Raw genomic sequence first — 17,398 nt, 5'->3', positions numbered from 1 at the left:
AGAGGTCTTAAGACCTCTTTTGTTGTTTTTATGTTGGGTAAAACATGGTATTACTTGCATAGTTATTATTTAGCAGGAGCAATCATCCCCATGGAACTTACATTAGATAACGTATTCAACTTCAGTGCTGGCCCAGCTGCACTGCCTAAACCGGTAATGAAACAAGCGCAAGCGGACTTTATTGATTGGAATGGTTTAGGGACTTCCGTGATGGAAATCAGCCATCGCAGCAAGGAATTTATTCAAGTTGCTGACGAGTCCGAACAGGACCTACGTGATCTTCTGAACATCCCAGACAACTACAAAGTTCTTTTCTGTCAGGGGGGCGCTCGTGCTCAATTCGCTGCTGTTCCTCTAAACCTTTTAGGTGATGCGACGAAAGCGACTTACATTGATGCGGGTTACTGGGCAGAAAGTGCAGTGACTGAAGCGAGCAAATATTGCGAAATCGATGTATTCAACGCGAAGACGTCAATTGATGGTAAAGCAGCGGTTGTTCCAGCTAAAGATTGGAAAATTGACCCGGAAGCTGCGTATGTACATTTCTGTCCGAATGAAACCATCGATGGTATTGAAATCAGCGAGCTTCCTCAAACGGATAAGCCAATCGTAGCGGATATGTCATCTAACATTCTGTCTCGTAAGATTGATGTGTCTCAGTACGGTGTTATCTACGCGGGCGCGCAAAAGAATATCGGCCCTGCGGGTATCTGCATTGCAATCGTACGTGATGATCTACTCGAACTCGCAAACGACGTGTTGCCGAGTATTCTGAACTACAAAGTACTTGCTGAAAAAGACTCAATGTTCAACACACCACCAACCTACGCTTGGTACCTATCAGGCCTTGTGTTCAAGTGGCTGAAAGCTCAAGGTGGCGTTGAAGCGATGGAGTTGGTGAACAAAGAGAAAGCAGCGCTGCTTTACGATGCAATCGATAGCTCAGCTTTCTACAAAAACGATGTTCACACTGCAAACCGTTCTAGAATGAACGTGCCGTTCCAACTGGCGAAACCTGAGTTAGATGGCAAGTTCCTAGAATTGGCTGATGCTGCAGGTCTGAAATCACTGAAAGGCCATAGAGCAGTAGGTGGAATGAGAGCTTCACTTTACAACGCAATGTCTCTGGAAGGCGTTCAAGCGCTGGTTAGCTTCATGAAAGATTTCGAAGAGAAATACGCTTAATCGATGATAGGGCTTTGACTGATAAATTGCTTATTTGATTTTTATTGTGTCGAATGCACCGAACGAGATAGATGCCGCTTTTGCGGCATTTTTTTTGTCGTTAATAATAAAGGGTATGGTATGTTGATTTATTGTAAGAACAGTCATCCAGAGATATGACGGATGTATCAGAATGAGCAGACCTTTCTCTTAAAGCGAGAGTATCAACTGTTATTTAGGCACTTTTTACTATATAACGTGTCGCCCAAAGCTAGGTCTCTAATCATGAGCAGTGAGCGATAAGCCGCATCGCCCGGTTTATTGATGGGCGATTAAAATCCAACGTCTAATTTTTACCACAAGGAACCAAGTGTGAGGTTATTGAGTCTATTTGCGATGCTATTTCCGGCCGTTGCTTGTTCGTCCACACTTGAAATATGGGCTGGTATTAATTATGAAACGGCCGATTATGTAAAAGAACATATCGAAGCGATGACTGATCATCGTGTAGAAATTCGTTCGTTTGACGTCAACAGTATTCGTTCTGAACTGCTTGTTGCTGATCCTAGAGACAATACCTTTCCCGACGCCATCTGGGTTCCTTCTGACTTCTTAGGTCTAACTGAATATATCGATTTAGCGACGCTTCCTGATGCTTGGGTCGATACCCAACGCTATGAGAAAAAAGCGCTTGATGCAGTGGTCATCAACGGTGAGCTTAAGGCGTTACCGGTTGGTATTGGAAACCAAGTCGTTCTGTATTCGAGCAAGCCTCAAGCGCAAGTCGTGACATGGGAGAGCCTAATTGAACGCTCTGCTCAGTCCGATCAAGTGAGCGTGCTTTTTCCCAATCCAAACATGTACTTCTATCTAGCTTTCTATCAGCTTTTTTCTGAAGACTTATTATCGTCGAAGAATGTTAATGGTGAAGGGTTAGTTGCTATCTTTGATTTCATCGACATGTTGCAGCAGAAAAAAGTCATCGAATCATCGTGCAGCGATATTTGCGCGAGGCAGAGGTTCATCAATGGGGAAGTCGAGTTTTTGATTGACGGTGATTGGGCGTTCAGCGAACTCGATGCCGCCTTTGGTCGAGATTTGTACATCAATTCGTTGCCGACCTATCGTGGTGAAAGTATGTCTTCATTTAGTGGCGCAAAGGTTTTTGCTGTCACGGAAAAAGGCATGCAAAACCCAGATAAGAAATTGGCTTTGAAAGAAGTCGTTCAATACCTGCAATCAAACAGTTTCACCTATTTAGCTCACTCGAGTGCCATGGTTTCGCCGTTTTATGAGGTTAATCAACGCCGTGTTGAGGAAGGTAACCAGACACTTTCAAATATGTACGATGAGTTTCAAGCATCGCAAATGATGTCGAGTGACTACAAGATGGCGATCGTTTGGGAGGCATCGGCTCGGGCGTATCAGCGTTACAAGTCAGGGATGCCAAAGAGTGAACTGCATAAGTTTTACAATGATTTTGTTCAATATTACTCGGCGAATATGAGGGTAAGAGATTGAAGCTATCATTAAAATACACCATGGGCTTGGTGTTGCTGGCTTGCTCAATGCTTCCTGTTTACCTAGCGGGACAGTTGATTCTCAATAAACAAAACCAAAGTTCTTTAGAGCAAAAAGAAACCAAGCTGGACAACTCTACGACCGGTATTCGTCAAACCGTACAAGAGCAAATTAAGCTGACGGCGAGCCTAACTCAATGGTATTCGCATGACCGATCATTGATTAAAGCGGGTGGTAATATCTTTTTCTCGAGTGTTGTTTGGGACAAGATGGATAGCTTCAATGCGCTAGCGGAGAGTGTGTCCGCGACTTATATTCTGGACCAAAACTGGAAGCCCATTTATGACAGCAAAGGCAGCTTGTACCATTTTGAGCAGAGCCAGTTATTAGAAAGCTTGAAGCGTCCTCAATCGGTTTATGGGCAAGGGAAATTGTTCCACACCGAGTTTACCGAAACTGAAGTGGCGGATAATGCCGCTGCAGGTATCGCTTTTGTCGCGCCGATTTTACCTTATCGTTTGATAGAAGGTTCTACATACACGCCGCAGGGTTATCTTGTGGTTCTTATGGGGTATGACAGACTTAAGACTAAAGTGACGCCTTTCCTTTATCAAAATGAGTCGGTTGAGTTTAACTATATTGATTCAACGGATGCTCAATCTTCTGAACAAAGTGCGAACATTATCTCTATCGACAGCACATTCTTTACCGACAAATTGGTACTGAACGTCAAACATCATATTTCCGACAGTGAGCGTTTATTAGAGATGCAACAAGCTCAGGTGGTCTTTGTCAGAATATTGGTGGCGACGCTTGCCATCGCGATTGTGTTTGCTCTGTTCCTAAGCCGCTGGTTCTCAGGGCAGTTAAACCTGTTGGCTGAATCTGTTACGTCGTATTCGCATAACCAGTCACCGACTCATAGTGTGGATGAACATCGTTTTACAGAGTTCGTCACGCTGAGTCGTTTATTGGAAACCTTGTGGGGTCGCATACAATACCAAGTCCGTGAGCTTACAGAAAGTAACGATAAACTCGAAAGGTTTAATGTTCTGCTAGAGGACTTAGTTGAAGAGAAAACCAGCAAGTTAACGTATTCGCTCGCGCGTGAAGAATCCCAGAAGCATCGTCTTTTGAAGATCGTTCAGTTTGCATCATCAAGACACGCGGCTGAATATCGGTTGATTCCTCAAATGGTCGATCAAGAGTTAAAGACATTACTTGTTCAACATTCGATTCAGTTTCATTTTAACCGGACTGGCGAGGCTGACCTGATACTCTGTGACTCACAGGGGACGGCGATCGGGTATTTTTGTTCAAGTTCATTTGATGTCCTCAGTGAAGAAGATCTTCTGATTTTTGACATGTACCAAAAACAGTTAGCTGGTTGGCTAGAGCTCGAAAATATTACACGGATTAACATGCCGACTGGCTGTTTGAATCGTAAAGCTTTTAATGAAGATCTCGAATTCAGTAAACGCAGCATTAACGACAATCAAAATCAGATTTCTTTGATCATTATTGATATCAATGGCTTGAAAACGACCAATGATGTTCATGGGCATGAGATCGGGGATGAGCTGATACAGCGCTGCGTAGACGTAATCAGCCACGAATTGACACCTGCCAGTAATCTATACCGTTTGGGTGGAGATGAATTTGCGGTGCTTACCTTAACGTCTGGTGAGTCGAGTTCGCTCAATGTCGCAAAGATAACTGAGCAGTTGTACATTGCTCAGGAGCAACAGGCAATCGAGACTAAAGCGGGTATCTCTATTCCTGTCAGATTCTCGATTGGTGCAGCCTCTAGTAATTCAACAGACGTTGAGCAATTGTTCTCAGTCGCTGATGAGAATATGTATCAGCAAAAGCGTCTTTATTACCAAACGTTGTCTGTGGTTGGGAAGTAATAATGCCAATCACGCTGACAAATAGCGATCACGATTTTCGACGTCCATTAGAGCGGAACTGCTGCGGTGTGACGTTATAATATGTTTAAACGCTTATGGGAAATGCGCTTAGTCGGGCCAACCGTTGCTTAAACACAGACGATAAAAATGAAAAAGCCCACCAATGGAAAGTTGATGGGCTTTGTGTTTATGTTTAGCTTACGAAACTCAATTAGAGCCAGAAATTCTTCAAAGGCATCTCTGCGTCAAAGTGATGAGCAATCTGCGCTTGGAGAAGCTCAGCGGTCGCAATCGCGTCAGTTAATGCATGATGCGGCGTGTAGTCGGGTAGGTGGTATCGACGACGGCTCTGACCAAGCCTCACTGATGCTGGTTTTTTGCCTTTTAGCTTATTCCATAGGCCACCGGCCAGTTTGTTCTGGATCTGAGATTCAATCTCCAGCGTGTCGAGGACTGGGAACTCAATGCCTTCACCGAGTCGCACTTTCAATGCATTGTCCAAAAAGTCACGTTCGATACGACGATAGTGAACCACCGGAATATGTCCCGCCATTGATTCTAAGATCTCACCCAACACTTCGCTAAGGTCTGGCGCATCAATGATGTCATTGTGAGTGATACCATGAATCACGACAGACTCTTCTTCGAGCTTCTGTTTTGGTCTCAGCGTCCAGTGTTTGGCTTGTCGCAAGTAGATGCGATTGAGCGTAAATGGCACTAAACCAATAGTAATAATGCCGTCTTTGTTTGGGTTTAATCCCGTTGTCTCAAAGTCGACAGCCAAGAACATCACTTCTGAAAGTGGCGTATCAGGCGCTGGAAGAGGCTGGCTATAAAAGTGCTTTAAGCGCTCGTCTTTCGCACGTTCTAGCTTCTGAGCAAACTTAAATGGCCAATCGACCGCAGGTGATCTGAATAGTTTGTTCATAGGCCCTACTTAAACTTGTTGCTGGCTTGATAACGGAACTTAAGGAAGTTTTGCGCATTACTTAATATTTGGAATGCATCCTTTAGGTTACGTCGTTCGAAGTCAGACAGGTTCTCTGGCTCGATGTTGTTATCAGGCTCGATGTTGTTGTCGACATCGTGTGCTTGGTGGCGAATACGAACCAGAGAGATAAACTCCATCGCATCTTTCAAATCTTGAGCTCGGCCTTTTGGCAGAATACCGGCGTCAATAATGTCATCTAAGCGTTCGAACGAGTTCTTAGAGCGAGACGCTACCGCGAGCGAGTGAACACGAATCAAATCGGCGAGTGGCGCAGTACCACGACGCTTAAGGTTGATAGAGTTGTTGTGACGGCCATCTTTCTCCATCACGAAATCTTTGAAGAAGCCGAGCGGAGGTGTACGGTTGAGTGCGTTACGTGCAAGACACGCCAAGAAGCGATTGTTCTTACGTGCGCGTCGAACAATAAAGCTGTTCAATTGCTCGGCCCATTTCAGACGACCATAAACGCCATCTAAGTCGAAGAAGATTGAAGCATTTAACAGTGCTTTCGGGTTTGGATCATCAATCCAATCGGCAAAGCACTCTTCCCATTGTCGACGAGTCATACGCCACGTTGGGTTAGTCGCCATGATATCGCCAGTACAATACACATAGCCACACTGATCTAAGCCATCACAAATAAAGGTCGACAGCTCCTCAAAGTATTTACCGTGCTTTTTCTCTTCGTAGGTATCATCAAGAATGATTGCGTTATCTTGGTCGGTAACCAGCAGCTGCTCATCACGCCCCATAGAGCCCAGTGCGAGGAAACAGTAAGGAATAGGCGACTTGCCCAATTTCTCTTCGCCCAGTTCGATAATTCGCTGCTTAAAGCTACGACCAATTACCGACATTGCAGTACCCACCATGTGGGCGTTGGCATCTTCGTTAACTAAGCGCACAAAGCTGTCTTTTACTTGCTCGGAAAGCACCTTCAGATCTTCGATACTTTGTTGCTGGAAGATACTACTTACCAATAACAGCGAGTTTTGAGACTCATAACGAACAATATCGGTCGCTTCGATAATACCAATCGGCTTCTTATCTTTAAGCACTGGTAAATGATGCACGTTATAGCGAAGCATGGTCATCATAGCTTCGTATACGTAAGCATTGTGATCGAGAGAGATAACCTCCGGTGTCATTACGCTAGAGACTTCATCCGATGGGTCAAGCCCTTCAGCTAAAACGCGAGTACATAAATCTCGGTCGGTGATGATGCCAATCACGGGTGTTGAGTCATCTTCATCATCTTCAACGATTTCTGGATCAATGATCAGCAGGGAAGAGACATTGTCTTCGGCCATCATCGTCGCGGCTTGTTGTATCGTACGAGTCTTCTCGATCATCGGCGCTTCGCTGGTCAGCAGCGTTTTAACCTTGGATGTCGTTAAGTCGTTAGCGTCGTTGCTGTCTGAGTTGGCTTGGCGCAGTCGCGCGTTATCTTCTACTTCTACGAAATCGGCAAAGGAGTCGTAGTTGTCGTAGAGCTCTTGGAAGATAGGCTCAGGAATACAGTAAAGCAGGGTATCTTCGGTGGCTTTAACTGGGAAACGCACCTTGTTGTTGGTCAGTAGGCCCATTTGACCGAACAAGTGGCCTTCATCCAGGCGGTTATAGAGTTCGCCTTTACGACGATAGACTTCGACTTCGCCACTTCGAACGATGTATAAGTCATGTATTTGATCACCAAAGTGAATGATAGGGGTATCTTGGCGGTAATAAGAAATTTCCACGCTACTGGTCACTTTCGCCAACATCTCCTCAGGGAGTTCTGTGAAAGGGGGGTATTGTGCCAGAAAGTTTTGAATCTCTAATAACTCAGCATCCATAATGATCATCCATTGGTTTGTATGATTTCATGGTACAACATTTGATAATATTTTGCCGTCACAAATCAATCTGTGAGCTAAAACCTTTTTAAAGTCTTATGGATAGACTAACCTTTCAATTAATGGAGTGACAGTTTAAGGATGATAGGAATGTCGAAGTGGAAGCTTAGTTTTGTATCTGCGGTTTTTATGTTTTCTCCAAGTTTGTGGGCGGACACTAACGCGGTGGATATTTTAGATTACGACCATATTTATGCCACGGCGCATTCGGGCAGTTTAAATGAAGATGCAGGCAGTAATAATAACGCCTCGTCGTATGGATTAGGCGTCAGTTACGCGATGACGGATGATTGGTTGTTGCTGGGAGACTACAGCGCACGCTTTATTCACCCTGATGACACCACAACTCGAATTGATACGCTGATGCCAGGTGTTGGTTACCGTTACAGCATTAAGACAGATTTAGATATAGTGGCTTACTACCTGCTTGGTATCACTAAAGGTAAGGTTGAAGATAATGACACCAACCGAACTGAATCTTCAGACACTGAGTTCATCCAAGGGGTAAAAGCTGAGCTTAACTATGGCTTTGCGAAACGTTGGATAGCTAACGGGAGTGTGCAAGTGAATCGAAGTGACCTGTTTGATGAAGAGGTCTATCACTTAGGTTTACGTTATCTAGTGACCAATAAGTTTGCGATTGGTGGGTCATATCAACATCGAGATGGTGAAGGTAAAATTCGTAGCGAGCGTACTCACGAGCTAGGAGTGGAATTTTTCCTAGAGTATTAGCCAGTAACGAAAAGGCTAAGTGCACTAATAGCTCTTATATACAAAGAGACAGACACAAAAAAGCCAGCTTAATTGCTGGCTTTTACACATCTATTGGTCTGCAAATACAGGTTTCGCTTTTCGATTAAAGAACCGCAGCGATACCTTTACATAGAGGACCCATGTTTGACTTAGTCATACCAGCAACACTGATACGGCCAGAACCAACAATGTAGATTGCGAATTCGTCTTTTAGGCGAGTTACTTGTTCTTTGCTTAGACCTGAGAACGAGAACATGCCGTTTTGACGTTCGATGAATGTGAAGTCTGCATCAACACCTTCTGATTTCAGTGTCGTTACGAATAGTTCACGCATCTCTTGGATACGGTCACGCATTTCTGCCACTTCTGCTTCCCATTCAGCACGTAGATCAGCATCACCAAGGATGTGAGTAACGACAGCACTGCCGTGGGCTGGTGGGTTAGAGTAGATAGAGCGGATAATGCTCTTAACTTGAGAGAATGCTGTCGTTGCTACGTCTGCTGATTCAGCAACCAGAGTGAATGCACCAACACGCTCGTTGTACAAGCCGAAGTTCTTAGAGAACGAGCTAGCAACAAGGATCTCTTTGTTGTATTGAGCAAAAATACGTAGGCCAGCAGCATCTTCTTCAACGCCTTTTGCAAAACCTTGGTAAGCAAAATCGAATAGAGGCAGCAGTTTCTTCTCAGCAACCAATTTAGCCAGTACTTCCCACTCTTCAGTTGTTGGGTCGATACCTGTTGGGTTGTGACAGCAGCCGTGAAGAAGAACGATATCGCCTTCAGAAGCTTTCTCTAGGTCAGCAACCATGCCAGCGAAGTCTTTGTCTTTAGTTTCAGCGTTGTAGTAGCTGTATTGAGCAGTTTCGATCCCCGCAGCTGCGAAAACGCCGTTGTGGTTAGCCCAAGTTGGGTTACTGATCCAGATTTTCACTTCGCCCAGTTGGCGCTTGATGAATTCACCCGCTACGCGAAGTGCACCTGTACCACCTGGAGCTTGTGCTGTTTTAGCGCGTTGAGATGCAACGATCTCTGCGTCTGAACCGAAAAGAAGTTTCTGAACCGCTAGACCGTATTCAGCTGTACCTTCAATCGTTAGGTAAGATTTGGTTTTTTCGTTTTCAAGAAGTGCAGCTTCTGCTTTCTTTACTGTTTTAAGTACTGGTGTTTGACCATCTTCATTTTTGTAGATGCCAACGCCAAGGTTGATTTTCTCTGCACGAGAGTCTTTTTTAAACTCTTCAGTAAGGCCGAGGATAGGATCGGCGGGAGCAGCTAACACTTTTTCAAACATAATCTTCATCCATGTCAATTGAGAGGGGATAGTATCTATGGGTAGTTATACCTGTATGGAATTTTTAAGACAATACGAAGTGAACAGAAAGACCAAAAAAAATCCATTTCAATCAGATTTATTGACTAAAGAGGATATTTGATAACAAAACACCCTACGGATTAACCTATAGGGTGCAAGAAGTTAGTGGATTTTGAATAGATTACGCTGGTTGAGCAATAAAGCTTTCGCGCTCGAGTTCACTCGCTACATTTTTGCCATCTTTGTAGGTCGCAGCAATTGAAACAAACGCTTGTTCGACGACCAGAAAAGCTTGGACAACTTGCGGATCAAAATGCGTCCCATTGCCCTCTAAGATGATCTGTTTAGCTTGTTCATGAGTAAAGGCTGGCTTGTAGACTCGCTTCGAGATGAGCGCATCATAAACATCAGCTAATGCCATTAAACGGCCAGATAACGGGATATCTTCACCAGACAACTGATTAGGATAACCACTGCCATTCCATTTCTCGTGGTGAGTCAGAGATATCTCCTTTGCGACTCTTAAGAAAGAGCTACTTCCCAACTGCTTTTCTGCAATAGATAACGCTTCAGCCCCAATCGCGGGGTGACCTTTCATTATCTCAAACTCTTCGTCCGTCAATTTGCCCGGCTTCAATAACACACTATCAGGAACACCTACTTTGCCCACGTCGTGCAAAGGCGCAGATTTGTAGAGCAACTCGATGTAGTTTGGTGTTAACAAGCTTGAGTGGGTTTCTGATTTGCTGAGCTCTTGTGCGAGCACCTTGACGTACTCTTGAGTTCTTAGGATATGTGCGCCCGTTTCATTGTCTCGAGATTCAGCCAATGCCGATAAGCTCACAATGGCCACGTCACGTGTGGTTTTCACTTCGTTTTGCGCGGTTTCAAGGCTATCAAGCATGGTATTGGTCATAGATGCCATTGATCCAAGCTCGTTGTAGCCGAAAATAGGTAAGCGAACGCCTTGCTCGCCATTGGTGACTTTGTTTAATGCGTGCTCTTGGCTTAGGAGAATACGCTTAATTAGCTTACTCCAAAGCGTCATGATGGTTATCGCGTAGCCACCCAGTACCACAGCCAAATAAATAAACTCTTTGATCACGCTGATCTTGCCGGTGCCATCCAATAAGCGGTCAGGGTTGTGTTCTAGCCAGAAGATGTCTTTAACGGCAATCATCGTCAACATAGTTGTCAGTGTTACCAGAAGCACGATAACCAAGCCTATCATCTGCTTGACCAGTGAACTTCTTTCACCAACCAGTTGGAAGTCGAATTGTCCAGTCGTCTCCATTTTATCCATTTGGCTGAGCTTGGCATTCAATTGAAGAATGGTTCCGGTAAAGAAGCCGAATAGACTCATGCCAAACAGCACCTTCAAATTACTATCTATGGTGAATTCATAGCTTAAGTTGTAGTAGAGCGCGAAAGGCACACTTGCAGCAAAAAATAGCAGGGTATCGAGTTGCGTGAATCGGCCTTGCTTGACCAAGGTATGTTGCGCCAATGGGTAACGACGTGCGAGCCATAATAAGATAAACACAATACTGACTTGTGTGAAAATCTCTAACGTCGTTAAGCTATCGAGCATAGGGCACACCCGACTGCCATAGGTGCCAAACAGCACGCCAGCAATGACGTATAACTTAGTCGTTAGCGATTGATTGTAATTTGAAGTATCCATCGGTAAGCCTTTGTTCTCATTCTTATTAGATTTACGCATTCATTGATTCACGACTTTAGAATTGCGAATGATTAGCATAACTGACGTGAATAAGACCGGAAATTCTATCGATAGCTTTCGTGGATTGATACAAGAAACTGGTTTGTGTTAGAGATTTGTTAGCTAGGTGGGGGTTATTGCAGCATTTTTATGAAGATGCTTGAATAGCCCCGGTCGAGGGTCGAGGCTATTCAGTCTGTGTATTGGGTTAGAATCGCGCGTGATTGAGTTCGATATCTACTTTAACCCGTTACTTTTTGAGATTGATTTCAGCTTCGATTGAGCCGGTTTCAATCTCAGGGTGAGACGCTAGTTTGTCTGCAGCCCATTGGTTGATGTGTTTCAGAATAGCAGACACCGCGTGTTTTTCCGTTGGTGCTTGGTCTTGTTCGACATCGATCTTTTGCTTTGGATGTGAGCCTGTCGCATCTTCAGCAATATGGAGCCAATCTGGGTGCCAGTAATATGGCTGACCGCTCGGTGTTGTCCAACTGTGAACACCGTTTGACTCTCCTTTATAACTTAATTGGTCTGCTTCTATTTTTTTCATTGTTATCTCGCATGTTTTTGGGTTACATCAAATTATTGAGGTAGAAAGCCAACTTAGCTCCTACCTTGGGTACAAACTTAGCAAAGCTTACAAAGTTATCTGTGAACCAATTCACACTATTGTGGAAATTAGGTGCGATCATATGGATAGCAGCAATAGTTGTTGGCGTAAGTGATAAAATCACCGGCTCACAGAATTTCTCTAGGTAGTACAATTAGATGGCGCGTTATGAAGAGCTTGCAAAGGATATTCGAACTCAGATAGCCAACAATACGTGGCGATCCGGAGAGAAGATCCCTTCGGTACGCATGAGTTGTCGAAATTACAACGTCAGCAATAGTACTGTCTTACAAGCCTACCAGTTGCTAGAAAGCGAAGGGTGGATCATCGCTAAACCTCAGTCGGGCTACTTTGTAGCGCCAAGGCTGGACGGCGTTGACTACGCACAGCCACTCGTTAGTGAAAAGAAAGCCATTAATGACCGCTTATTTGATTTCTTGAAGTCGAGTTCAGCCGAAGGTGTGATTCCTTTCGGCTCTGCATTCCCAGATCCCGACCTTTTCCCGTTACCTACCTTGACTCGAAACCTTGCCAGCGCGGGTAGGAAGATGACTGGCGCGAGTGTGATAAATAATTTACCACCGGGCAGTGAGTCCTTGAGAAGGCAAATCGCACAGCGTTATCTGCAGCAAGGGATTACGGTTAATCATCAAGACATCGTGATTACGTCGGGTGCTATGGAGGCGCTCAACTTGAGCCTGCAAACGGTCACCAAGTCGGGTGATAACGTCGTGATTGAGTCTCCCGCATTCTATGGTGCTCTGCAGGCTGTCGAGAGGCTCGGGCTTAACCCGATCGAAGTGGACGTTTGCCCAATCAATGGGTTGAATATAGAGCAGTTTGAAAACGCGCTACAAAACCAAGATGTTAAAGCGTGTTGGCTGATGACGACTTTTCAAAACCCAACGGGAACCAGTTTGTCGGAACAGGCAAAGCGCCGTGTGGTAGAGATTGCAGAACAGCATGGAACCTACATTATTGAAGATGACGTGTATGGCGATCTTTATTACGAAGGGCATAAGCCGAAGCCACTAAAGGCCTTCGATAAGACCGATTCTGTCTTGCTTTGTGGGTCGTATTCAAAAAGTTTGTGTCCTGGTTATCGAGTAGGGTGGGTTGTGAACACGCGTTTTAACGACGCGATTCAAAAGTTACAGCTTTTTTCTACGTTATCGAGTAGCGCTCCTGTTCAACTTGGTGTCGCTCATTTCTTAACGCATGAAAGCTACGACAATCACCTTCGTAAACTGCGTAAAAACCTTGTCGTCAGGAAAGAGCGATTTATCGATGTCATTAAGCAGTACTTTCCGCATTCAATAGAGATTGAAGAGCCGGCTGGTGGTTACTTGATATGGATTCGCTTTTCTGAAAAATTCGACAGCCAACAGTTTCATCAACTGGCTATCGAGCAAGGCATTAGCGTTGCATCTGGCGATCTGTTTAGTGAGCATGGCAGAGTGGATAACGCGATACGATTGAACTTCTCTTATGAACTGACAGAAGAGAAAGAACAGGCGCTCATCTGGCTTGGCAAACTGGCACATCAACTTACGCACTCGTAAAACCTTAAGTCCCTCATAAAAGACAATCATTCCAACTGTACGGGTTGTTTGTGGGGTAACTGTACGCCTAATTGACCAAAGAGTTGTGATTCAATAACGGTAGACCAAATATTGGAGATACCGTTATGTTGAAAATGACTATGGGAAATGAAGTTAAGCTGATTATTGTCGCTATTGTGTGTGCGCTTCTGCTTATTCTCGGCCACGTACTGCTGGCAAAAGCATTCGCTGATATGGCGTGGGCGGAATACACCACTGCCGCGATCCCATTCGTTATGATGGCAATTTGCGGTCTTGCAATAAAATACGCTATCGACCAAGATGTGGATTAGCTTTTGAAATAATGAGTCTCAGATAGTGGCACGCAGAAGCATCTGGACTCGTTTTATTCCGAACATAAAAAAACCTCCGCAAGTGCGGAGGTTTTTGTTTGTTCTTAACTTTTAATATCGAATAGGTTTCGAATTAGAAGTTTGCAGAGCGTGGTGTACGTGGGAATGGAATCACGTCACGAACGTTGCCCATACCTGTTACGTAAGAGACTAGACGCTCGAAACCAAGACCGAAACCAGCGTGTGGCACTGTGCCGTATTTACGTAGGTCACGGTACCAGCTCATGTGCTCAGGGTCGATGCCCATAGCAATCATACGCTCGTCTAGAATGTCTAGACGTTCTTCACGTTGTGCACCACCGATGATTTCACCGATGCCTGGTGCAAGTACGTCCATTGCAGCAACTGTTTTGCCGTCGTCGTTTAAGCGCATGTAGAAAGCTTTGATGTCTTTCGGGTAGTTCTTAACGATAACAGGCGCTTTAAAGTGCTCTTCAGCTAGGTAACGCTCATGCTCAGAAGACATGTCGATGCCCCACTCAACGTCAAACTCAAATTTCTTACCAGAGTCTAGTAGGATTTGGATTGCGTCAGTGTAGTCAACTTGTGCGAAGTCAGCGTCAACGAATTGCTCTAGACGAGTAATTGCTTGCTTGTCGATGCGAGAAGCGAAGAACTCAAGGTCGTCGCGGCGCTCTTCAAGAACAGCAGCGAAAACGTACTTAAGCATGTCTTCAGCCAGTTTCGCTACGTCGTTAAGATCTGCAAACGCAACTTCTGGCTCAACCATCCAGAATTCAGCTAGGTGGCGGCTTGTGTTTGAGTTTTCAGCACGGAACGTAGGACCGAACGTGTAAACCTTGCTTAGTGCACAAGCGTAAGCTTCAGCATTAAGTTGGCCAGATACTGTTAGGAACGTCTCTTTACCGAAGAAATCTTCGTTGAAGTCTACATCGCCTTTTTCAGTGCGTGGTAGGTTTTCCATGTCTAGCGTAGAAACGCGGAACATTTCACCAGCGCCTTCTGCATCAGATGCAGTGATAAGCGGAGCAGAAGTCCAGAAGAAGCCTTGCTCGTGGTAGAAACGGTGAATCGCTTGAGATAGACAGTTACGTACACGTGCTACTGCGCCAATCACGTTTGTACGTGGACGTAGGTGAGCAACTTCACGAAGGTATTCGATAGAGTGACGTGTCTTAGCCATTGGGTAAGTGTCAGCATCTTCAACCCAACCAACAACTTTAACATCAGTTGCTGCTAGTTCGAAGTCTTGACCTTTCGCAGGAGACTCAACAATCTTACCCGTTACTTCAACAGAGCAGCCAGTTGTTAGCTTTAATACTTCGTTTTCGTAATTATTAAGATTATTAGGAACCACGGCCTGAATCGGGTCGAAACAAGAGCCGTCATAAATGGCAAGGAAAGAGATTCCAGCTTTGGAATCACGACGTGAACGGATCCAGCCGCGAACAGTTACTTCACTGTCTACCGCTAGCTTGCCGCCAAGTACGTCTGTTACAGGCGCGTAAGTCATGTTGATTTCATTCTCCATTGAGGGACAAATTCAACTCAAAGTCTCTGGCATTGCTGCAAATAAATATACATTTGCACAATAATTAGCCGAAACATTAAGTTGTATAAACTTTTTAAATCGATTGAACATATTACCTGTCATACCGACAGCTTCAACCTTTATTCTTGCTTGGTGAAAGAAATATTGTGTCTACTGACGATAAATAGGTTTGAGGGTGTGTTTTTTGTTCGATCTTAGCGTCAGCCTTACCTTTCACCCTATGTGAGCTGCTGAACGAGCATGGCGTAATCGAAACCTTTGTTTTCAATAATGGGAGTGTGATTGTGTTGAGACTCACTCTACATTGGCGCGGATTCAGTCATTTTGGACTTGATCACCTTCTTAATTTCCCACTAAAGCAACAAGAGGAGTTTAATATCTACGTGTTAATTACGCCGCTTTAACCCCTGCATTCTCTCTACACCCGCACTTTTCGAGCGCTCGCTCATTCAAGAAAAACAGTCGATCAAATTATGTCTCAACAAGGCAGGACTGGCTGTACAAGTAAAAGAGAATTACATGCTTAATTATTTAAAAAAACACTGGTTATCAAACGTTAAAGGAGATTCATTATCTGGGATTGTGGTTGCACTCGCATTGATCCCTGAAGCCATCGCATTTTCAATTATTGCAGGCGTTGACCCTAAAGTAGGGCTCTATGCCTCGTTCTGTATTTGTGTCGTCACTGCTTTGGTTGGCAGTCGTCCGGGAATGATTTCCGGTGCAACAGGCGCTATGGCGCTACTAATGGTCACTTTAGTGAGAGAGCACGGACTAGAATATCTACTCGCCGCTTCATTTCTAGCTGGCGTCATTCAGATCGCAGCTGGTTATCTCAAGCTTGGTAACCTGATGAATTTCGTTTCCAAATCGGTGATTACTGGATTTGTTAACGCGCTCGCCATTCTAATTTTCATGGCCCAACTTCCTGAATTAATCAACGTCCCCTCAAGCGTTTACGTGTTAGTCGCTTTGGGTTTGGCGATCATTTATCTGCTTCCTTATTTCCCCAAGTTTGGTCGCGCAATACCTTCTCCACTGGTCGCGATTGTTACCCTGACAATCATTAGTTTGCTCTTCGGCTTAGATGTGAGAACGATTGGCGATATGGGCAAGCTTCCCGATTCACTGCCTGTGTTCTTGATTCCTAATATTCCATTCACGTTTGAGACGCTTGCAACCATCCTGCCATATTCGATTGCTCTGTCTCTGGTTGGCTTGTTGGAATCCTTGATGACAGCGACCATAGTCGATGACCTGACTGATACTGAAAGCAATAAAAACAATGAGTGTAAAGGGCAGGGCGTTGCGAACATCGTGGCTTCCCTTTTTGGTGGAATGGCGGGCTGCGCAATGATCGGTCAGTCGATCATTAACATCAAATCAGGTGGCTTAACCCGATTGTCCAGCATGATCGCTGGGGTGGTTTTGTTGCTAATGGTGGTGTTTGTTTCTGATTGGTTGAAGCTGATACCGATGGCCGCTTTAGTGTCTGTGATGGTCATGGTTTCTATCGGCACATTCTCATGGCGTTCCATTGTTGAGCTTAAAGATCACACACTGCCAACCAATGTAACCATGCTAGCAACCGTGGCGGCGGTGGTGTTTACTCATAACTTAGCGATAGGTGTTGCGGTTGGCGTGGTGCTGTCGGCTCTGTTTTATGCACATGCCAGCAAATCCATGGTGTTTATATCCGATGAAGTCGTGACAAACGAAATGCACACCATTCACCGAGTAAAAGGCCATGTCTTCTTTGCTTCGTCAGATGCGTTTGTCGACTTATTTGATTATGACAACGCGACCTCTTTAGTGACCATCGATATATCGGATGCGTCATTCTTAGATAATACCTCGGTCGAGGCGCTTGATAAGGTTGTGTTCAAGTTCCGTAAAAAAGGGGCTTACGTTGAAGTGTCAGGAATGGATAGCGTGAGTGCGAATCTGATAGTCAAACACGCGATGTATCACAAGCATAAAGACTTAACCGCGGTTTCCATTACGCACTAATCTTGGCTTAAGGTACTTTTAAAGCCTGAAAGCCTGAACTAG

General features: G+C 44.7%; 13 protein-coding genes. 7 read left to right on the top strand and 6 right to left on the bottom strand.

Going from position 1 to position 17,398, the window contains the following annotated elements; translation table 11 throughout:
* The first annotated feature begins 90 nt into the window (after nucleotides 1–90).
* The 3 genes from serC to AB4154_RS04640 all read left to right on the top strand — a co-directional run bounded on the left by serC (nucleotide 91) and on the right by AB4154_RS04640 (nucleotide 4,595).
* Entirely contained in the window at nucleotides 91–1,185 is a 1,095-nt protein-coding gene (gene serC, locus AB4154_RS04650; protein WP_017065411.1) for a 3-phosphoserine/phosphohydroxythreonine transaminase, read from the top strand.
* Nucleotides 1,186–1,536: 351 nt separating this feature from the next.
* Nucleotides 1,537–2,685 carry an extracellular solute-binding protein gene (locus AB4154_RS04645; protein WP_029235305.1) on the top strand — a complete coding sequence of 383 codons (1,149 nt, stop codon included), beginning with the start codon at nucleotides 1,537–1,539 and terminating at the stop codon, nucleotides 2,683–2,685.
* A gap of 20 nt (nucleotides 2,686–2,705) precedes the next feature.
* Nucleotides 2,706–4,595, top strand: a complete 1,890-nt coding sequence (locus AB4154_RS04640; protein ID WP_372122383.1) for a GGDEF domain-containing protein — start codon at nucleotides 2,706–2,708, stop codon at nucleotides 4,593–4,595.
* 211 nt (nucleotides 4,596–4,806) lie between these two features.
* Here AB4154_RS04640 and AB4154_RS04635 read toward each other — a convergent pair whose 3' ends face one another.
* On the bottom strand, nucleotides 4,807–5,523 hold the full coding sequence (locus AB4154_RS04635; protein WP_048658409.1) for a 3'-5' exonuclease: 717 nt from the start codon (nucleotides 5,521–5,523) through the stop codon (nucleotides 4,807–4,809).
* A 5-nt stretch (nucleotides 5,524–5,528) separates the two neighbouring features.
* Complete coding sequence (locus AB4154_RS04630) at nucleotides 5,529–7,418, bottom strand: DUF294 nucleotidyltransferase-like domain-containing protein (RefSeq protein WP_372122350.1); 1,890 nt, start codon at nucleotides 7,416–7,418, stop codon at nucleotides 5,529–5,531.
* A 150-nt stretch (nucleotides 7,419–7,568) separates the two neighbouring features.
* Here AB4154_RS04630 and AB4154_RS04625 point away from each other — a divergent pair, with 150 nt between their 5' ends.
* A complete protein-coding gene (locus AB4154_RS04625) occupies nucleotides 7,569–8,210 on the top strand; it encodes an outer membrane beta-barrel protein (protein WP_017060411.1) in 642 nt (213 codons plus the stop codon).
* Between the two features lie 124 nt (nucleotides 8,211–8,334).
* Here AB4154_RS04625 and AB4154_RS04620 read toward each other — a convergent pair whose 3' ends face one another.
* From AB4154_RS04620 to AB4154_RS04610, 3 genes are all read right to left on the bottom strand, one after another.
* On the bottom strand, nucleotides 8,335–9,525 hold the full coding sequence (locus tag AB4154_RS04620) for an amino acid aminotransferase (protein WP_017065416.1): 1,191 nt from the start codon (nucleotides 9,523–9,525) through the stop codon (nucleotides 8,335–8,337).
* Nucleotides 9,526–9,727: 202 nt separating this feature from the next.
* Nucleotides 9,728–11,269 carry an HD-GYP domain-containing protein gene (locus AB4154_RS04615; protein ID WP_069597131.1) on the bottom strand — a complete coding sequence of 514 codons (1,542 nt, stop codon included), beginning with the start codon at nucleotides 11,267–11,269 and terminating at the stop codon, nucleotides 9,728–9,730.
* Between the two features lie 250 nt (nucleotides 11,270–11,519).
* Nucleotides 11,520–11,819, bottom strand: a complete 300-nt coding sequence (locus tag AB4154_RS04610; RefSeq protein WP_017060414.1) for a hypothetical protein — start codon at nucleotides 11,817–11,819, stop codon at nucleotides 11,520–11,522.
* Nucleotides 11,820–12,037: 218 nt separating this feature from the next.
* On the opposite strand from AB4154_RS04610, the gene AB4154_RS04605 reads away from it, so the two are divergent.
* Both AB4154_RS04605 and AB4154_RS04600 read left to right on the top strand, forming a co-directional pair.
* A complete protein-coding gene (locus tag AB4154_RS04605) occupies nucleotides 12,038–13,441 on the top strand; it encodes a PLP-dependent aminotransferase family protein (protein WP_372122348.1) in 1,404 nt (467 codons plus the stop codon).
* Nucleotides 13,442–13,566: 125 nt separating this feature from the next.
* Nucleotides 13,567–13,773 carry a hypothetical protein gene (locus tag AB4154_RS04600; protein ID WP_004734707.1) on the top strand — a complete coding sequence of 69 codons (207 nt, stop codon included), beginning with the start codon at nucleotides 13,567–13,569 and terminating at the stop codon, nucleotides 13,771–13,773.
* Between the two features lie 133 nt (nucleotides 13,774–13,906).
* Here AB4154_RS04600 and asnS read toward each other — a convergent pair whose 3' ends face one another.
* Nucleotides 13,907–15,307 carry an asparagine--tRNA ligase gene (asnS, locus tag AB4154_RS04595; protein ID WP_017060416.1) on the bottom strand — a complete coding sequence of 467 codons (1,401 nt, stop codon included), beginning with the start codon at nucleotides 15,305–15,307 and terminating at the stop codon, nucleotides 13,907–13,909.
* Nucleotides 15,308–15,865: 558 nt separating this feature from the next.
* Here asnS and AB4154_RS04590 point away from each other — a divergent pair.
* A complete protein-coding gene (locus AB4154_RS04590) occupies nucleotides 15,866–17,356 on the top strand; it encodes a SulP family inorganic anion transporter (protein ID WP_372122346.1) in 1,491 nt (496 codons plus the stop codon).
* Nucleotides 17,357–17,398: the final 42 nt, after the last annotated feature.

Origin of the sequence: Vibrio sp. 10N.286.51.B11, assembly GCF_041469245.1 — a bacterium.
Taxonomy (GTDB): Bacteria; Pseudomonadota; Gammaproteobacteria; order Enterobacterales; family Vibrionaceae; genus Vibrio; species Vibrio crassostreae_C.
This window is presented reverse-complemented; position numbering and strand designations above follow the sequence as displayed.